This is a genomic window from Bacillus sp. PPSBB_11 (assembly GCF_038023285.1).
GTDB lineage: Bacteria > Bacillota > Bacilli > Bacillales > Bacillaceae > Bacillus > Bacillus altitudinis.
In genome coordinates this window covers 1,254,070-1,273,270 of sequence record NZ_CP150633.1, presented here as the reverse complement: position 1 = coordinate 1,273,270, position 19,201 = coordinate 1,254,070, and the positions used below count along the sequence as shown (strand labels likewise).

Below are 19,201 nucleotides of genomic sequence, written 5' to 3'. Positions count from 1 at the left end.
GGGGTGGCTTTTTCATTTATTCAACTGAAAAAGAGGAGGCTTTTTTTATGACATTTTCAACCCAATTAAGGCAAGAAGCAGAACCATTATTTGAAGCGATTTATCAGCATCCGTTTGTGAGAGGACTCGCAGCAGGAGAACTCGAAAAGGAACAGATCATTCATTATGTCAAACAGGATGCAGAATATTTAAATGCCTTTATTAAAATTTATGCGGCAGCCATTAGCAGATGTACAGACAGAGAGGACATTACCTTTTTCCATCAACAAATGGCTTTTGTCCTTGATAGTGAGACACATCCTCATCAAAACCTTTGCCGGGTGGCAGGTGTCGCTTATGATGAACTGCAAGGTGCATCTTTGGCGCCAAGTGCTCATCACTATATTCATCACATGCTGCAAGTCGCCGAGGAAGGGACGCTAGGAGAAATCATTGCGGTTTTGCTCCCTTGCCCTTGGACCTATTGGGAAATAGGCAAACGAATGCTCAGAGATGTAGAGCCCGATCCTGCCCATCCATTCTATGAGTGGATCACGTTTTATGGCGGGTTAACGGACTCTGTTACAGTGGAGCTTTGCAAACGGCTTGATCAGTGGGCGGAAGAAGCAAGTGAGAAGGAAAAGAAGAAAATGAAACAGCACTTCATCTTAAGCTGTCAGCTTGAGTATAAATTCTGGGACATGGCCTTTACTGTCGAAGAGTGGCCTGTCCAAATGGAGGTGCATTCTTCATGACATGGAAGATGAAAGAAGTCGTTCTTGCTGTCATTTTATCTGTGGCATGCGGAGTCATCTATTTAGGGTGGTCGACTCTTTATTTACCGATTACAGCCCTTGTCGGTCCAGCAGGAGGCAACATCATGTTCGGAATTTGGGTCATTGCCAGTCCAATCGTTGCTTACATTATCCAAAAGCCTGGCGCTGCCCTCATCGCAGAAACAGCTGCCGCCGCCGTGGAATTACTGACAGGCAGCCACTTCGGTCTTTCTGCGCTTTTGATTGGTGTGTGCCAAGGACTTGGAGCAGAAATCGCCTTCGTTCTATTTGGCTATAAGCGATATCGCATGTGGACACTCATGTTGTCTGGTGCCTTTGCAGCAGTAGGGGCAATGGCATATAGCCTCATTGCCAATGGATTCGGCTATTACACGCCTCAAGTGTTACTCATGACCCTTGTCACTCAAGTCATTAGCGGCATGTTACTCGGTGGTTGCTTGGCAAAGGTTGTGGTGGATGCTTTATCTAAAACAGGTGTGCTGGATCAATATGCCATCATGAAAGAAAAACGAAGTAAGGGTGACCAGCATGGATTCATTTCTCGCGTGCAGTAATCTCACTGTCCGTTTTTATGAACAGGCGAATCCCGTTCTTCATCAAGTATCTCTTTCTATTCAAAAGGGGGAAAAGGTGCTGATTTTAGGACCAAGTGGAAGCGGGAAATCTACGCTGATTTCTGTGCTTGCTGGCATTATTCCAGAGCATATGGAAGCTGAAGTACAGGGAGAAGTGATGCGGCAAAGGCATACTGGTGTCATGTTTCAAGACCCAGATTCGCAGTTTTGTATGCACCGAGTCAATGAAGAAATTGCGTTTAGCTTAGAGAATCGATCTGTCCCTCGTGAACAAATGGATGATATGATTCAGCATCTCATGAAAAAAGTACAGCTAGATGTCGACCCAAATACAGATATTCATACCTTATCTGGCGGAATGAAGCAGCGGTTGGCGCTTGCTTGTTTACTAGCATTAGAGCCAGATGTCCTGTTCTTTGATGAACCGACTGCACAGCTTGACCCAGCAGGAAGAATGGAGATATTTCAATTGCTTCAGCAGCTTTCGGCTGAACAGAATCAGACGATGATTTTTGTGGAGCATGTGTTAGACGGTGTCATCGAGTGGATGGATCGGGTGATCTTATTAGATCATCAAGGCTGTATTATAGCAGATGGAACGCCAAAAGGCGTGATGAACACATTTGAGGGAGAAATGAAAGAAGCCGGCATTTGGCGTCCGAAAATATTTCCCGAGAAATGGTCCACTATCGTACAAGATTCATTTCATCCACTGAGTCAAACACTCTTGCAAACCTTTGAGGCGAGAAAAGAACGTCATGAGAAATTGTCATCAACAAATCGAGAGATCATTATTCGCACAGATCATCTACAATTAAGCTACGGGAAAAAAAGCATTATAGATGACCTGCACCTTGATATAAAAGCAGGAGATTGGGTTGCGATCATTGGTGAAAATGGAAGCGGAAAAAGTACGTTTCTTAAACATGTCATCCGTTTAGAACCAATAAAGAAAGGTCACATTTTTTTAAAAGGAAAACACCTGAAAAAGTGGTCTGACCGAACATTATATGAAAAAGCCGGCTTTGTATTTCAAAATCCAGAACTTCAATTTATACAGGACACAGTGTTTGATGAAATCGCATTTGGTGGGAGACAGCGAAATTGGCCAGAGCCTGTGGTGCAAGAAAAAACGAATCAGCTATTGGCAGAGTTCGGCCTAGAGAAGCATAGAGACGTGCATCCTTTCACCTTAAGTTTAGGACAAAAAAGAAGATTAAGTGTTGCCACGATGCTTCTTTTTGATCAGGATGTACTCATTTTAGATGAGCCGACCTTCGGGCAGGATGAGAAAACGGCGAGGGAGTTAATCCGGCGTTTAAAAGAACGTCAACGACAAGGCACCACTATTATCATGGTCACACATGATATGGAACTCGTTGATGAGTGCGCTGATCAAGTGCTTGTTTTTCATCAAGGGGAGCATGTTTATGATGGTACGCCTTTTGATTTATTTTCTCATCAGGAACTTGTCACTTCCTGTGAGCTGAGAGTGCCGTTACATTATCGCTATATGGCTGAAAGAAAGGAAGTGATGACGATTGCAAAGTAATCACTCTTTTCTATCCACTGTAAATCCAGTCATGAAATTACTCGCCCATCTCCTTGCGATGTGCGGTCTGATGGCGATTTCTGATCCTAAAACGACGTTCATCATCTGGCTGTTTGCACTTGGAATTGGACTTGTCCTAGGCGGCTGGAATTTGAAATATCTCATCACCAGACTTGTACCTTATCTGCTCTTTTTCATTCTCGTGTTTTGGATGATGGCGGCCTTTGGCAAGGGAGATCATACAGTTTGGAAATGGGCATGGTTTCATATCACAGAGGAGAGTTTAAGAAATGGGCTGACCATTTCTTTTAGAATGCTTGGGTTTGTGACATTTGGTCTCCTTTTTACATCAACAACTGATTTGACGGCCTTTATGATGAGCTTAATCCATCAATGCCGAATGTCACCCAAATGGGCATATGGGATGCTGGCAGGCTTCCGGTTTATCCCGTTGTTTCAAAGTGAATTGAAGCAAATGAAGGCTGCACATAAAATTAGAGGTTACAAGCAAAAAAACAGTTGGAAAGCGTTTATACGTTATGCACTCCCTCTTTTCACGCAAGGCGTACGGAAATCTGAACGACTAGCCATTGCGATGGAAGCAAGAGGCTTCACAGGGACGAGGGAGAGAACGTATTATCATGTCATCAGCACTTCATGGATCGACTGCATGTATCTTTTTTTCATCGTCATTAGTGTGTTGATATGCATCTTCTTCTTTTAAAAACAGCCACATTCTCTTGATAGAATGTGGCTGTTTTATATGTCTTAGGTCATTTGGTTGATATTAGTACACATTGCAGGCTGTAATAGATCATATAAAGAACCGATAAAGAGAGTGTACTGAGAAAAAGAGAGGATGAACGTGAGCGAATGTCACAGAGAATTGATAACATAATAGACGCTTTACCAATCGTTGGACTAGCTATGAGAGAGCAGCTAACCTTTTCTGTATTAGGGAAAGAGAAGGTTCTTTATTATCAGCAGCACGGGAACATTGACTTAGGGTTTAAAGCAGGGGACGTTGTAGCTCCCGGGTTCCAAAACTTTTCGATGTTGAAAAATGGGAGAGAGCCATCATTTATCCAGATTCCTAAAGAGGTGTACGGTATTCCTATGGACATCGTCGCCGTCCCGATTAAAGATGACAATGGTCAAGTGATCGCTGCCTTCTGTGTAGCATATGACCAAACGAATCAACAACGATTAGAACACATTATGACGGAAAGTAACGATGCTTCCGAAAAACTGGTCGCGATGGTACAGCAAGTGGCTGCACATTCAGAGGAACTACAAGCGACAAGTGAACAAATTCTACAAAATACAAAAACCACTGTCGAAAATTCCTCTAAAATCAACCAAGTGTCTAATCTCATCAAAGGTATCTCTGATCAAACGAACTTACTTGGACTCAATGCATCCATTGAGGCTGCAAGAGTCGGTGAAGCAGGAGCAGGCTTTGGGGTGGTTGCTACGGAAGTGAGAAAGCTGTCTACTCACGCGAAGCAAGCAACGACTGATATTGAAACAGCGCTAAAAGATGTGCAAGGCTCAATCAAAGGAATGGAAGAAGAAATAGCACAAATCGTGGCTTCTTCTGAACATCAAGCAGAACTCGTTGGCACTTTCACAAAAATTATTGAGGGGCTGCACGAAACGAACGAAACGATGAAATCATTGGCAACAGACTTAGTGAATTATCAAGTGAAATAAATAAACGAATCACAAAACCTCCAGCCGTATCGGAGGTTTTTTAACGTGTTGAAGTGAGTTTTTTGTCATGATATTGACGGATTTTTCACTGACAGGGAAGTTACACTTCTGTATGATAGAAAAAGAGAGACCTGTTTTGATCATTAGACCTATTCATAAGGAGGAAGACCATCTTGACACAATCAGCAAAGCTGCAAGAAGTACTTGCGCCTTACCGTCCATTGCTAGATCAAACTGAAAAACCACTGATTCAATTACAGATAAAACAAGGAAAAACAGGACCATATGACAGCAAAATAGCAGGTGATCCTTATTTCCCCAAAAACGACGAATATCCCGTTGATGGAGAAGGCCATCCTATGAAGCTGCTGGCACAAATCAATTTCGGCCAGCTGCCAAAGCTGAAAGATTACCCAGAAACAGGACTTTTGCAAGTGTTTATTTCTGTACATGATGATCTTTATGGGATGAATATTGACCAAAAAACAGAGCAAAAAGATTTTCGGATCAAATTTATTGAGGAACCTTTCTTAGCTGAAGAAGACTTATTGACTGATTTTTCATTCGTGAAAATTCCTGACGATTTTTATTTTCCAGTTACGAAGGAAGGTGCAATTACAGGTGAATTATCAAGCGAAACGATCAGTGTAGGAGATTTCCGCTTTGAAAAAGTCACAGGAAAGCAAAGCTGGGATCTATTCGAAGATGCTGTTGGTATTGATGGTGATGAAGCAGATCAATTGCTAGATGAATTTTATGAGACAGCAAGTGGTTTTGGCCATAAAGTTGGCGGATACCCAGGTTTTACACAAGAAGACCCGCGTACCTATGTAGACCAAGAACATACTGTGCTATTATTGCAAATTGACTCAGATGATGAAGTGGACATGTTGTGGGGAGATTGCGGCATTGCTAACTTTTTTATCAAACCAGAAGACCTCAAACGAAAACATTTCGAAAATGTCGTCTATAACTGGGATTGCTCCTAATTTTGTAAAAAACACTCTTTTTGAAGAGTGTTTTTTGTCTATTTTTAGCCTTTTTGCCCCTAAATCGTCATTTCTGAGAGGTAATATGTCATTCTTTCTAGTTGACCGTATCAAAAAAAAATGTAAAATCATCTTAAAGTCCTCTTTTTTGAAAATAATAATAAAATGACATATCAATCAACAATGAAATGCTCGAAAAAGCGGAATGTACTGGGGGGGATCAATTGATCATTTCGAAAGTAATCAACAATAATGTGGTCAGTGCGTATGATGACGAGCAGCATGAGCTGGTCATTATGGGTAGAGGGATTGCGTTTCAAAAGAAAAGCGGAGACCCGATTGACGAAGAACGTATCGAAAAAGTATTTTCCATTCAAAATAAAGATATATCAGAAAAATTCAAAACCCTGCTTTATGATATTCCGATCGAGTATATGCAAGTGTGTGAGGCAATTATCGATTACGCGAGAACGACCCTTAACAAAAATTTAAATGACAGCATCTATGTCACATTAACGGATCATATTACCTTTGCTATTGAACGTCATCAAAAAGGAATGGACATAAAAAATGCCTTGCTTTGGGAAATCAAACGGCTGTACAAAGAGGAATTCATGTGTGGTGTAGAAGCGATTCGGATCATACAGGACAAGCTCAACATCCATCTTCCCGAGGATGAAGCAGGCTTTATTGCGATGCATATTGTCAATGCAGAACTGAATGAGGAAATGCCGAATGTCATTCAAATTACAAAACTGATTCAAGATATTTTGAACATCGTAAAGTATCATTTCCAAATTGATTTGGACGAAGAATCATTAAATTATTTCCGTTTTGTCACGCATTTGAAGTTTTTTGGACAGCGTCTGTTTAACGAAACACAAATGGAAAATCAAAATGAGTTTCTGTATGAAGTGGTAAAGGAAAAAAATACAGCCGCTTTTCAATGTGCGGAGAAAATTAATGACTATGTTCAAAAAGAATACAACCGAAGTCTCATAGAAGATGAGATGTTATACTTAACTTTGCACATCGATCGAGTCATAAAAAGAAAATAAATCAAAAAGAAAGCGTTGACATATCAAAATTAACATGCTAATTTATAACTATAAACTCAATAACCCACAATCTTTTAGGATTGTTACTGGTCAAGCAGGCAAAACCTAAATCATTGTCCCTATCTTTGATAAGGCATGATTTAGGTTTTTTGTATCTAAAGGCTTATAAAATTGAATAACGATCAATCGCTATGAAGGATTGTTACTGGTTAAGCAGGCAAAACCTAAATATCGATTAATGTCTGAATCGCTATTTTTCGGGCATTAATGGATGTTTAGGTTTTTTCTATATCAAGATGAAATCAACGATTGGAGGGTAACACAATGAACCACAAACAAACAGCAAAAGAAGTTCTAGAGCTTGTCGGCGGTGAAAAGAATGTTAAGCATGTCACGCACTGTATGACAAGGCTCCGCTTCAACTTATACGATGAAAGCAAAGCGGATAAAGAGAAGCTGCAATCAACAGACGGCGTCATGGGCGTGAATCAAAGCGGCGGTCAATACCATGTCATTATTGGCAACGACGTATCAAACGTCTATCAAGCAATGATTGCTGATTCTGGGTTATCAACAGATGTAAAGTCAGGCGATTCAGAAGAAGCATCAAAACAAAATGTGATTTCAAAGCTTTTCGATTTTATCTCTGGTGTCTTCACACCGATTCTTCCAGCCATCGCTGGAGCTGGTATGATCAAAGGGATCTTGGCATTAATGCTGACGTTCCAATGGATCTCAGATAAAAGCAGCACATATGCGATTTTAACAGCTATCGGAGACGGAGCCTTTTACTTCTTACCGATTCTGCTTGCTGTAAGCGTAGCCAAGAAAATTGGCACAAATCAGTATATCGCCGCTGCCATTGCAGCAGCCGCACTGCACCCGCAGTTAACTGCTTTACTAGGTGCAGGAAATACAGAATTTCTAGGCTTGCCAGTGGTTGCCGTTGTGTACTCTTCATCGGTGATTCCAATTCTACTCACTATCTGGCTCGGCTCATATGTTGAAAGATTCGCAGAAAAATATAGTCCGAAATCACTAAAAATCATTCTTGTTCCAACAGTTACACTTCTTGTCGTGGTACCAATTATGCTCATCGCGGTTGGACCGCTTGGTGGGATTATCGGAAATGGCCTTTCAGGTGGAATTGATTTATTGTTCAAACATGCAGGTATTTTGGCCGGACTCTTAATCGGTGGCTTTATGTCACCATTGATCATTACGGGCATGCACTATGCACTACTTCCAATCATGATCAACAACATTACATTAAACGGTTTTGACTTCATTCTTCCAATGATGTTTGTAGCGAATATGGCACAAGCAGGCGCAGCATTCGGTGTCTTCTTAAGATCAAAAAACAAAACATTCAAATCATTGGCGATGTCTACAAGTATCACTGCATTAATGGGTATTACTGAACCTGCTATGTATGGTGTGAACATGCGATTGAAAAAACCGTTCCTTGCAGCCCTCATTGGTGCAGCAGCAGGCGGCGTGTTCATGTCCATCTTCAAAGTAAAGTCGTATGTGATATCTGGATCAGCAGGTCTCCCAGGTCTCCCAACGTTCATTGGACCGACATTTGTTTACTCCATCATTGGATTAGTGATCGGCTTTGTTGTAGCAACCATCATGACACTTGTTCTAGGATTCAAAGATGTACCAGTGAAAGATGATACAAAAGCAGACAAACCAGAAGAAAAGAAAGACACAGTAGCGCTTCAAAATGAATTGGTACAAAGCCCGCTTGAAGGTCAACTAAAGCCGCTCAATCAAGTAAATGATGCAACATTCTCTAATGAAATCATGGGTAAAGGAACAGCCATTGTCCCAACAGTTGGACGTGTAGTAGCACCGTTCAATGGCAAGGTTGAAACCATTTTCCAAACAAAACATGCCATTGGTTTAAAGAGTGATCAAGGCACAGAGCTTCTCATCCATGTGGGGATTGATACAGTAAAACTTGGCGGTAAACATTTCACAAGTCATGTAGAGTCAGGTGATCTTGTTCAAGCAGGAGATGTGCTCGTTGAATTTGATATCGAGGGCATTCAGCAAGAAGGCTATGATGTAACAACGCCAATTATCGTCACCAACACAAATGATTATGCACAAGTTGATGCGAAAACAGATGGGGCGATTACAGTAAAAGAGACATTGCTTACAGTCAGTGTAGAAGAAAATGAGGAGGGCATTCAACATGACCAATTTAGAAAAAACATTTCCTAAAGGTTTCTTATGGGGCGGCGCAGTAGCCGCCAACCAAATTGAAGGCGCTTATAACAAAGATGGAAAAGGCTTATCCACAGCGGATGTATCACCACACGGTATTATGCACCCATTCGATGAATCAATGAAAGACCTTAACTTATATCATGATGCGATCGACTTCTATCATCGCTACAAAGAAGATATTGCCCTGTTTGCAGAAATGGGATTCAAGTGCTTCAGACTATCCATTTCTTGGCCACGTATTTTCCCAAATGGCGATGATGCGGAACCGAATGAAGCGGGCCTCGCTTTCTATGAAAAAGTATTTGATGAACTGCATAAGCATGGAATTGAGCCAGTTGTCACGATCTCTCACTATGAAATGCCACTTGCACTTGTGAAAAACTACGGCGGATGGAGAAACCGTAAGCTTGTGGGTCTTTATGAAACATACGCTAAAACATTGTTCACTCGCTTTAAAGATAAAGTGAAATATTGGATGACCTTCAATGAAATTAACGTCGTCTTACATGCTCCTTTCACAGGGGGTGGCCTTGTATTTGAAGAAGGCGAAGACGAGAAAAGCATTCAATATCAAGCTGCGCATCATCAGTTTGTTGCAAGTGCTCTAGCTGTTAAAGCAGGACACGAAATCATTCCTGATGCGAAAATCGGTTGTATGATTGCAGCGATGACAACTTATCCGTACAGCTCAAGACCAGAAGATATGTTTGCTGCGATTGATCAAGATCGTAAAACATTGTTCTTCTCAGATGTACAGTCAAGAGGCTATTACCCTGGATATATGAAACGTTATTTCCTGGAAAATAACATCAACATTGAATTCCAAGACGGTGACGAAGACATTCTAAGAAACCATACAGTCGACTATATTGGCTTCAGCTATTATATGAGTTTTGTGACAAGTACAGATCCAGAGGTACTTGGACAAGTGACTGGTGGCAACCTATTTGAAGGCGTGAAAAACCCTTATCTAGAAGCAAGTGATTGGGGATGGCAAATTGATCCAAAAGGACTTCGTACAACACTAAACCAACTATATGACCGCTACCAAAAACCATTGTTTATCGTAGAAAATGGATTGGGTGCTGTGGATCAAGTAGAAGAAGACGGCTCAATTCAAGACGATTACCGAATTGATTACCTAAGAAGTCATTTGCTTGAGGCAAGAGAAGCGATCGCAGACGGCGTTGACCTGATCGGCTATACAAGCTGGGGCCCAATTGACCTTGTCAGCGCATCAACAGCTGAAATGAAAAAACGCTACGGCTTCATTTATGTCGACCGTGATAACGAAGGAAAAGGTACATTAGATAGAAAGAAAAAGAAAAGCTTTGATTGGTATAAACAAGTGATTGCGACAAATGGAAAGCATTTAGACGCATAAAAAAAAGAGACAAACCGCTGATCAAACGGTTTGTCTCTTTTTATTGTGAGTGGACTATGATGTCCACACTTGATCCGCAATCTCAATCACATGACGCAGCTTTTCCCATTGCTGTTCTTCTGTTAACAAATTGCCTTCCTCTGTTGAAGCGAATCCGCATTGTGGGCTCAAACAGATTTGGTTGATGTCCACATATTGAGCTGCTTCCTCGATTCGTCTTTTGATCTGATCAACGGGTTCAAGTTCCCCATACTTTGAAGTGACAAGACCTAGTACGATTTGAAGGTTTGGATTCTTCACATAACGCAGGGGTTCAAATCCGCCAGAACGGTCATCGTCGAATTCTAAGAAGAGACCATCCAAATCGAGACCCGCAAAAATCGTTTCTGCCGCTGCCTCATAACCACCTTCGGCTGCCCAAGTTGATTTAAAATTACCACGGCAAATGTGCATAGTGATCACCAAATCCTCTGGTCGATCGGCAACCGCTTCATTGATTGTTTTCGCAAACGATTCACGCAGTTCATCTTCCTCGCGGCCAAAAGCTTTGATTTGTTCATGTCCTTTTTCAGAAAAGAACACAGCCCAAGCTGTATCATCTAGCTGCAAATAGCGGCAGCCTGCATCATAAAAAGCACGGATGGCTTTTTTATAAGCTTGTGCCACGTCATGGTGAAAATCATCTAAGCTGTCGTACACACCTTCTTCAAGCTTTCCACGGAAAAAGAGCATATTCGGACTTGGAATCGTCATTTTAGCCGTATGATCACCCGCGATGCTGTGAAGGAAGCGATAATCCTCCAGCATTGGATGATCAGTAAAATCAATCTTACCTGTTACTTTGATGCCTCTCGCTTTTGTCGTCGTATTGTGGAATTGAATGCCTTGGTCTGCTTCAAATCCTTCGACCCCATCAAGCCCTTCTAGAAAGTCAAAATGCCACCATGCACGTCTGAATTCTCCATCTGTGACAACCTCTAATCCAATTTCTTTTTGCTTCTCTACAATACGAGTGATTTCTTCGTTTTCAATTTGTCTGAGCTGTTCTGCTGTCAGTGTACCGTCTGCTTTTTGCTTGCGGGCTTCTTTGATGCGTTCAGAACGAAGTAAACTCCCTACTTGATCTGCGCGAAATGGCGGCTTTGTTGTTTTCTTACCAATGGTTTGTACTTGTGTCATGCTGAATCCCTTCTTTCTTCAGGTTATAATTCAAATAAAAAAGCTCTTCCTTGGATAAGGAAGAGCATCATATACTGTGAGATCTCTGCCTTATCTTCAAACAAGCTTCAGCTTGCTTAAGGAATTAGCACCATTCTGTTCCTAGGAACAGCGGTTGCCGGGTTTCACAGGGCCAGTCCCTCCACCACTCTTAATAAGGTTACCTTTGATTCAATTTTCTTAATAAACACAATTATTCAATCTTTTCGAGAAAAAGTCAATGGTTTTTCCTATTTATTTTCCTACATAAACAAATCAGCGACGAGAACACCTGCTAATCCAACAAGTGATAGAACTGTCACCATTAAAGTCCACGTTTTAAAAGTTTGAGCCATCGACAAATTAAAGTATTCTTTGTAAATCCAGAAACCTGCATCATTCACATGAGAGAATGTTATACTGCCGGCGCCTGTTGCAATCACCATTAGTTCTGGGCTGACTCCCGTCAAACCAATTAGCGGTGCAGAAATGCCAGCTGCTGTGAGACCCGCGACAGTCGCTGACCCTAAAGAGACACGAAGGACAGCTGCAATTAGCCAAGTGAGGAGCAGAGGAGACAGTGTGCTTCCTTGCATAATCCCTGCAATGTATTGATCAACGCCGCTGTCAATGAGCACCTGTTTAAAGGCGCCGCCGCCTGCAATGATCAATAGAATCATCGCAATGGAGCCAATTGAATCCGTAATCGACTTCATGACGTCCTGCATGCTCTTTCCTCTGCCAAGACCAAATGTGTAGATGGCAAGTAGCACAGAGATTAATAGGGCAATCGCCGGCTCACCTAAAAACTCAGCCGCCGGTAGCAGCGGGGAGGAAGGGAAGAAAATTTCTAAACATGCTCTGAATGTCATGAGCAATACAGGTAAAATAGCGGTGAAAATACTAATGCCGAAGCTTGGCATTTCCTCTTCTGTAAATTCCTTTGGATTAAACAAGTCCTTTGGAATGTGTGCATGCAGTTGGTCTTTCTTAAATAGTTTCGTAAACAGAAGTCCGCCTACTAAAACAGCAGGAATGGCTAAAATAATTCCAACCAATAAGGTTTGTCCCATGTTGGCTTGAAATACATTGGCAATGGCTGTCGGCCCTGGGTGAGGAGGGAGGAAGCCATGTGTGGTAATGAGTGCAGCGACGAGCGGCATTCCCACATACAACACAGGAAGTCTTGCGGCTTGAGCAATGGTAAAGACTAATGGAATAAGAATAATGAATCCGGTTTCATAAAATAGAGCAATTCCGATAACAAATCCAGTCAGCATCGTCGCCCATTGGATTTTCCCGATACCAAAGCGGTCGATGAGTGTCATGGCAATACGCTGAGCACCGCCAGAATCAGCCATCAATTTACCAAGCATCGCTCCAAAGCCAAGAACCAACGCCAGATGGCCGAGTGTACTTCCAAGCCCTTTTTCGACTGAAGCAATCGCTTCAAGTGGTGACATGCCTTCTAAAACGGCAACGATTAAAGAGACAATAATCAACGAAATGAAAGCGTTTAACTTAAAGACAACCATGAGTAAAAGTAATAACAAAACGCCAAGTCCGATAAAAACTAACGACATGATCTTTCCTCCTTTGTGCTGCATAAGGGAGCGTGAACGCTCCCTCTGCTTTATCCTTCAAGTATGTCTACTGCTTCTTTTAACGTATCCTTTGAGCCAACATTTCCCGGGAAAATCACATAAGACATGAATGGGAATTTGCTTTCTTCTCCTGTTTGCCAAACGGGAATACCTGGTTTGATTTGACCTGCGACGGTCGCACGTTTGACGCTGAGTCCTCTTGTTCCAATATCGCTTGAGGTGATTCCACCTTTGGCAATGAGGTACTTAGGACGAATGGAGAGGCGCTGGACAATGCTTGTCACCGCATCACTAATCTGAACAGAGAGTTTCAATTCTTCCTCTCGGCGATTGTCTCCAAGATCAAGCCGTTCTCTCCTTGTATAAACAGCAACCGATTGTCCGGTTGTTAAAAGCCTTTCAGTTTGTTGAATCACGCGGTCAATTTCCTCTTGAAATGCTTCAGGTTCTAACACGAGGTGTGTATCAAATTCAATAAATGCAATGTCTTTATTTTGCTGCAGCGCTCGCAATTGTTCCGTTGTTTTTTTGACATGGGAACCGACCATGATGAGGCCACCGTGCGTGCTTTCTTCCTGTATTAAGTCTTGTCTAGCTAAAAGTGCTTGATCCTCAACACCGCCAAGCACTTTTGTGAGAGCGGCCGCACTTCTAAATAGAAAGTGCTGACCTGCTTTGATGGCATCTATGAGGGCAATGACAAAGACTTTGACATCGTCATAGTCTACTGCATTTACAACCACTTTTTGAAAATCCTTCACGGTCATCAGCTGATCCTTGATTTGTTCAATACGTAAAGCCCGGATATCTTCTAAAGAAATATAAGTAGTGTTTTCCTTAGTGAACGATCCGTTTGATTTCTCTTCGATCCATTCTCCGAGGTGAGAAGATTGAAATCCGAATGTACGATCCAATGCAAATTCTGTGTCACCAGCAGGAATTAATTCGTGACCTTCCTGTACATAGTGAATATTGCCAATCGTAAAGCGGCCGCCTTCTTTAAAAAAGGGAAGAAGGATTTCGCCGTCAAATTGGCGGGAGCTTTGCTGTTCAATGGTCGTTCTGAGAATGTCAGTCTCTAGCGGAAAGTGTCCACGCAGGGTGGAGTCCCCCCGGCTGACAATGATGAAATCTTGATCAAGCCGTTCAGCCGTTTTCACAATCGTTGATGCGATCATTTCATGAAGAACCGCCGTTTCTTTCTCTGTCATACTGCGAGAGTTGGTTAAGATAAAGAACATACGGCTGTCTTCAAGAAAACCAGCTTCAATGCTTTTCTCTGACCAATCGGTGAAAACAGAGACGCCGTGTACGGTTTGAATGCCTGTTGGGTCATCGTCTAATACAATCACTTTATGGTGGAAATGGTTTAGTGCTTGTTCGTATGCTGATTGAATGCGGTCTGAATCCGCTTTCGGAATGGCATTTAGTAATTCAATGCTTTGTTTCATAGAACCTCATCCTTTCTTCACTTCAACATGAGCCATTTTTTCGTAATATTGAACGATTCCGCCATGATCAAGTCCAGATTTTCCGTCAGCTTTAAGGGCGTGGAAGATTTCTAGCAGCTGACTAGAAAGCGGGAGAGGAACGCCGATATCATGGGCGGTTTCCATGACATTGGTTAAATCCTTTAAGTTGATGTCAATACGTCCACCAGGCTCAAAGTTTCGTTCTAAAATGAGGGGAACCTTCGCATCGAGGACAGCACTTCCTGCCAGTCCACCTCGGATGGCTTCATACATTTTATCAATCGCAATGCCAGACTTAGCGGCAAGGATGAGTGCCTCGGACATGGCAGCGATATTTAAGTTGACGATGATTTGATTCGCAAGCTTAGCGGTTGTCCCGCTTCCATTTGATCCAACTAATACGACATCTGTGCCCATCGCATAGAGGACATCCTTTACTTGTTCAAAGATCTCTTCTTCTCCGCCCGCCATAATCGCAAGTGTCCCGTCTATCGCCTTTGGCTCTCCGCCACTGACAGGAGCATCGATAAATTCGATCTGATGCTGTTTTGCCAGTGCCGCTAATGCTCTAGAAGTAACAGGTGAAATAGAGCTCATATCTATAATGATCGTGCCAGGTTTTGCTGTAGCCAATATGCCTTGTTCACCTGCTACGACTGCTTCTACATGCTCACCTTTTGGAAGCATCGTGATGATGATATCGCTTACAGATGCTGCCTCAGCAGCTGATGCAGCGGCATTTGCACCCACTTCTTTTAATGCTAGAACAGCTTCTGTATGAATATCGAAAACAGTCACAGTATGACCGGCTTTTAATAGATTGAGTGCCATAGGTTTCCCCATAATGCCTAATCCAATGAATCCAATTTGCTTTGCCATTTTGTCCGCCTCCTATTTAGAAACCCCTTACAAAAAGCGCTTTCTTTTCTTTTTGTTAGTATATATACTATCTTTCTAATTTAATAGTAGGAAATAAACTATTGTTCATTTAATGTACATGACGAAATAGGAATGTGTCAACGGAAAATATGAGAAAAGTCACAAAAAAAAGACCGGAAACAGCTCCGGTCTATTGTCGATTATGTTTTATTTTTAGCTACAGCTAATCGAGAACGTTTGACGTTGTCGATCGCATTTGATCCTAATTCTAAAACAGCTGCGACATACAAAACATCAATAATCACAAGCTGATTAATACGAGAAATCATTGAGTCAGAACGATAGGTTGTTTCTCTCGATGAACTGAGCAGATGAAAGTCAGATTTCTTGGCGAGCTCTGATTTCGGATAGCTCGTAATCGAGGCGACCGTTGCACCTTTTTCCTTTGCAAATTGTACGGCATCAAGGATTTCTCTACTTTCCCCTGAATGTGAGATCGCGACGATAAAATCATGTTCTGTTGCATGTGTTGCAATCATATTCATCATATGAGGATCGCTGCATAGACTCACTTCAAAGCCAAGCTGGAGAAACTTATGATAGGCATCTCCGGCAATAAAACTGGAGGCACCTGCTCCAAAGAAGACGGTTTTATGAGCCTGTTTCATTTGCTCAATAAATTGTGTCACAGCTTGGTCTTCTAAAATATGTTTCATATCCTGAATAGAGTTGGTTGTTAACTCTATGACCTTATGTTTAATATCTGCGACACTATCAGATGCTTCGATCTCACCGTATATGGATTGAGGCGTATTGGTCGCAATATCCTGCGCGACATGGACACGAAACACTTGATAGGACTCATAGCCAATTTTTCGCAGAAAACGAAAGATCGTCGTTTCACTTGTGTTGCATTCAGCAGCGAGTGCACTAATCGAATGAAGCACAACTTTCTGAGGGTTTTGTAAAATGTAATTGGCAATCTTTTTCTGGGTAGGGGACAAACTATGAAATGTTGTCCGGATATGACTAAAAATATTCTCTTCTATGATAAACACCACACTTCATCTAACATTCTATCTTAAGCATACAGGAACTTATGAAAACGGTAAACAAACCTCACATGAAAAATAAAGAATAATATGGAAGAAAACACTTCTTTTGGTTCTTTTGTCATGGTATACTCAATTGGTAATAGACAAAAATGGGGGTTTTTACTATGACAATGAAAAAAGGCCTAACGATCAGCCTGCTCATTTTTTCGCTGATTGTTTCGTTGTTTGCGCCAGTTGGATCTGCGGATGCCAAACAAGTGAAAAAAGCAAAAGTAAGTACACACTATTATAAAAAGAAAAAAACGTTTAAATATGCACAGGTGAAAAACCTTAGTAAAGCGCATATGAAAACCATCAATCGTGATTTAAAAGAAGATATTGCATTCTCTTATTCTACGTACTTGTTCTTAAAGGACGAAGCGAAAAAGGAAGGCTACGGGAAGGTCACGTATGAGAGAACGTATGAAACGAAATTTAACAATGGTAAGAAACTGAGTATCTTAAACTATGATTACATGTATAACGGTGGAGCGCATGGGGATACGATGGTTACGAGCATGAACTATGTGTTAACAAAGAAAAAAACAAAGCAACTGTACTTTACAGATGTGGTGAAAACAAAGAAAAAGCGTACAAAAGTAAGAGATTATATCTATAACTACACAAAGAAGCATAAAAGTAAATTCTATGCGAATCTGAAAAAAAGCGATATTCAAATCGGCTACGACACGCAGTACTACTTCACGAAAAAGGGAATCGCTGTTGTCTTCCAGCCATATGAAATTTCACCGTACTATGTAGGAATTCCTATGATTCAAGTACCTGCGAAGGTGTATAAATAAACAAGAGAAACGGCCATGAATTTGGTCGTTTTTTATACATAAAAAGAGCCCCTGGTGATGAGGCCCTTCTTTTTACATTTATACTTGTTTGGGTGCATCGTTTAGTGGGTGACGGCGTTTGCCGTTGTAGTGGCGGCGCATACGAAAGATTTCAAACTCCGAAAGCTCTGCGCTTTTTCGTTTTTGGGTGCGGTTATCTTTTTTGAAAGAGAATAGTAAGTAGCAGCAAAGTGAAGCGATAATCAATAAAATCATCATATGACATTCCTCCAATTCATCCTATTCTTTAAGTGTAGACAGGGTGAGTGATGTTTATAACTGAAAATAGTGAGCAAATAGCGTTTAGTTCTAAAGGTTTATTATAGGTGCTTTTTTAGGTCTAAAATACTGGTTGTTTTTAACTATTATATTTCCAGTTATTTCACTCGTCAAGAAGAATTTTTCTGGGGTTGTCTCTATTAGTACGATTAAGTGTCATAAAAGTTTCAGAAAATTGTAAACTTTTATTAAAAAACCGTTCCCGAACAGGAACGGTTGTAAACATGTTTATGCTTTTTCTTCAAATAAACGTGCAATTTCCACGATCACTTCTGACGCTTTCAGCATGTTCTCTACAGAGATGAATTCATATTTACCATGGAAGTTTTCCCCGCCAGTAAAGATGTTTGGCGTTGGAAGTCCTTTATATGAAAGCTGTGAGCCATCTGTACCGCCGCGGATTGGTTCAATGACAGGTGTCACTGAGCGGTTTTCCATGGCTTCATGAGCGATGTCTACGATATGTTTAACTGGCTCAATTTTTTCTCTCATATTGTAATATTGATCCTGAATGCTAAGGGTGATGCTGTTTTCGCCGTAGACTGCTTTTAAGTCGTTTGCGATTTTTTCAAATAGTGCTTTGCGCTTGTTGAATTTCTCTTTATCAAAATCACGAATAATATATTGCAACTCTGCTTCTTCTACTTCTCCTACAAATCTTGTGAGGTGGAAAAAGCCTTCGTATCCTTCTGTGTATTCTGGAGATTCATCTGAAGGAAGTTTGTTGTGAAAGAGCATGCCGATCTTTGCAGCACTGACCATTTTGTCTTTTGCTGTCCCTGGATGGACGTTGTTTCCTTTAATTGATACTTTTGCACCTGCGGCGTTGAAGCTTTCATATTGAAGCTCTCCTAGCGGGCCACCGTCAATCGTATAAGCATAGGAAGCGCCAAAGGCATCAACATCGAATTTGTGAGGTCCTCTGCCGATCTCTTCATCTGGTGTGAAGGCGACACGAATTTTTCCATGCTTGATTTCTGGATGCTCAATCAGGTAATGCATGGCGGTCATAATTTCTGCGATACCAGCTTTGTTATCTGCACCGAGCAGGGTCGTGCCATCAGTCGTGATGAGCGTATGTCCTTGGTATTTTTGTAAATTTGGAAACTGTGCTGGAGATAATACGATATGTAGATCTTCGTTTAACGTGATGTCCCCGCCTTGATAGTTCTCGTGAATCTGCGGTTTCACGTTCTTGCCAGTGAAGTCAGTGGCTGTGTCGATATGAGCCAGGAAGCCAATGGTTGGCACTTCTTTGTCTGTGTTAGATGGGATCGTGCCCATGACATAACCGTTTTCATCCATTGTCACTTCTTGAATGCCGATGGATTTCATCTCTTCAACTAGCTGCCTTGCTAGGTTCAGCTGTCCTTCAGTGGATGGGCAGCTCTCTATGTCTGCATCAGACTGTGTATCCACTTTTACATAACTTGTGAATCGCTGGATCATTTCCTCTTTCATCAATACGTCACTCCTTTTGTAGAATATGTTCATTTTATCATGTCTTGAATGCGCTTCATAACAAGAAAGGCTTTCTCTGACAATTAGA

General features: G+C 41.6%; 17 protein-coding genes and 1 riboswitch. Of the genes, 10 read left to right on the top strand and 7 right to left on the bottom strand.

From position 1 onward, the window contains the following. Nucleotides 1-47 precede the first annotated feature (47 nt). The 9 genes from tenA (at nt 48) to V7L95_RS06420 (ending at nt 10,285) form a co-directional block, all read left to right on the top strand. Complete coding sequence (gene tenA, locus V7L95_RS06460; RefSeq protein WP_048001186.1) at nt 48-734, top strand: thiaminase II; 687 nt, start codon at nt 48-50, stop codon at nt 732-734. Further along, the gene (locus tag V7L95_RS06455; protein WP_052320556.1) at nt 731-1,330 is read left to right on the top strand and encodes an ECF transporter S component; all 600 of its coding nucleotides are present in this window, start codon (nt 731-733) and stop codon (nt 1,328-1,330) included. Before tenA ends, V7L95_RS06455 begins: the two co-directional genes overlap by 4 nt. Continuing rightward, a complete protein-coding gene (locus tag V7L95_RS06450) occupies nt 1,305-2,903 on the top strand; it encodes an energy-coupling factor transporter ATPase (RefSeq protein WP_340968540.1) in 1,599 nt (532 codons plus the stop codon). The genes V7L95_RS06455 and V7L95_RS06450 overlap by 26 nt, the downstream gene beginning before the upstream one ends. Then, a complete protein-coding gene (locus V7L95_RS06445; protein ID WP_046344791.1) occupies nt 2,893-3,627 on the top strand; it encodes an energy-coupling factor transporter transmembrane component T in 735 nt (244 codons plus the stop codon). The genes V7L95_RS06450 and V7L95_RS06445 overlap by 11 nt, the downstream gene beginning before the upstream one ends. 149 nt (nt 3,628-3,776) lie before the next feature. Beyond that, nucleotides 3,777-4,616, top strand: coding sequence for a methyl-accepting chemotaxis protein (locus V7L95_RS06440; protein ID WP_024719223.1), 840 nt, complete (start codon nt 3,777-3,779; stop codon nt 4,614-4,616). Nucleotides 4,617-4,789: 173 nt separating this feature from the next. Next, nucleotides 4,790-5,605, top strand: a complete 816-nt coding sequence (locus tag V7L95_RS06435) for a YwqG family protein (RefSeq protein WP_017358646.1) — start codon at nt 4,790-4,792, stop codon at nt 5,603-5,605. Between the two features lie 224 nt (nt 5,606-5,829). Then, on the top strand, nt 5,830-6,663 hold the full coding sequence (locus V7L95_RS06430; RefSeq protein ID WP_017358647.1) for a PRD domain-containing protein: 834 nt from the start codon (nt 5,830-5,832) through the stop codon (nt 6,661-6,663). Nucleotides 6,664-6,987: 324 nt separating this feature from the next. Further along, on the top strand, nt 6,988-8,895 hold the full coding sequence (locus tag V7L95_RS06425; protein WP_017358648.1) for a beta-glucoside-specific PTS transporter subunit IIABC: 1,908 nt from the start codon (nt 6,988-6,990) through the stop codon (nt 8,893-8,895). Then, on the top strand, nt 8,867-10,285 hold the full coding sequence (locus tag V7L95_RS06420; protein WP_048001184.1) for a glycoside hydrolase family 1 protein: 1,419 nt from the start codon (nt 8,867-8,869) through the stop codon (nt 10,283-10,285). Before V7L95_RS06425 ends, V7L95_RS06420 begins: the two co-directional genes overlap by 29 nt. 54 nt (nt 10,286-10,339) lie before the next feature. On the opposite strand, the gene V7L95_RS06415 is transcribed toward V7L95_RS06420, so the two are convergent. The 5 genes from V7L95_RS06415 to V7L95_RS06395 all read right to left on the bottom strand — a co-directional run bounded on the left by V7L95_RS06415 (nt 10,340) and on the right by V7L95_RS06395 (nt 16,495). Continuing rightward, complete coding sequence (locus V7L95_RS06415) at nt 10,340-11,464, bottom strand: 5-methyltetrahydropteroyltriglutamate--homocysteine S-methyltransferase (RefSeq protein WP_048002481.1); 1,125 nt, start codon at nt 11,462-11,464, stop codon at nt 10,340-10,342. Between the two features lie 87 nt (nt 11,465-11,551). Then, nucleotides 11,552-11,664: riboswitch (SAM riboswitch) on the bottom strand. A gap of 81 nt (nt 11,665-11,745) precedes the next feature. Beyond that, entirely contained in the window at nt 11,746-13,065 is a 1,320-nt protein-coding gene (locus V7L95_RS06410; protein WP_008345676.1) for a gluconate:H+ symporter, read from the bottom strand. A gap of 50 nt (nt 13,066-13,115) precedes the next feature. Next, nucleotides 13,116-14,537, bottom strand: a complete 1,422-nt coding sequence (locus V7L95_RS06405; RefSeq protein ID WP_046526794.1) for a four-carbon acid sugar kinase family protein — start codon at nt 14,535-14,537, stop codon at nt 13,116-13,118. Nucleotides 14,538-14,543: 6 nt separating this feature from the next. Further along, nucleotides 14,544-15,437 carry a 2-hydroxy-3-oxopropionate reductase gene (garR, locus tag V7L95_RS06400; RefSeq protein WP_340968534.1) on the bottom strand — a complete coding sequence of 298 codons (894 nt, stop codon included), beginning with the start codon at nt 15,435-15,437 and terminating at the stop codon, nt 14,544-14,546. 200 nt (nt 15,438-15,637) lie between these two features. Continuing rightward, nucleotides 15,638-16,495: a MurR/RpiR family transcriptional regulator gene (locus V7L95_RS06395; protein WP_017368342.1), complete on the bottom strand. Its 858-nt coding sequence runs from the start codon at nt 16,493-16,495 to the stop codon at nt 15,638-15,640. A gap of 161 nt (nt 16,496-16,656) precedes the next feature. Here V7L95_RS06395 and V7L95_RS06390 point away from each other — a divergent pair, with 161 nt between their 5' ends. Continuing rightward, nucleotides 16,657-17,334 carry a DUF3298 and DUF4163 domain-containing protein gene (locus tag V7L95_RS06390; protein ID WP_008345668.1) on the top strand — a complete coding sequence of 226 codons (678 nt, stop codon included), beginning with the start codon at nt 16,657-16,659 and terminating at the stop codon, nt 17,332-17,334. A 78-nt stretch (nt 17,335-17,412) separates the two neighbouring features. Here the strand turns inward: V7L95_RS06390 and V7L95_RS06385 are convergent, their stop codons facing one another. Both V7L95_RS06385 and pepT read right to left on the bottom strand, forming a co-directional pair. Beyond that, entirely contained in the window at nt 17,413-17,592 is a 180-nt protein-coding gene (locus V7L95_RS06385) for a hypothetical protein (RefSeq protein WP_008345664.1), read from the bottom strand. A 288-nt stretch (nt 17,593-17,880) separates the two neighbouring features. After that, entirely contained in the window at nt 17,881-19,113 is a 1,233-nt protein-coding gene (gene pepT, locus V7L95_RS06380) for a peptidase T (protein WP_008345662.1), read from the bottom strand. Nucleotides 19,114-19,201 lie beyond the last annotated feature (88 nt).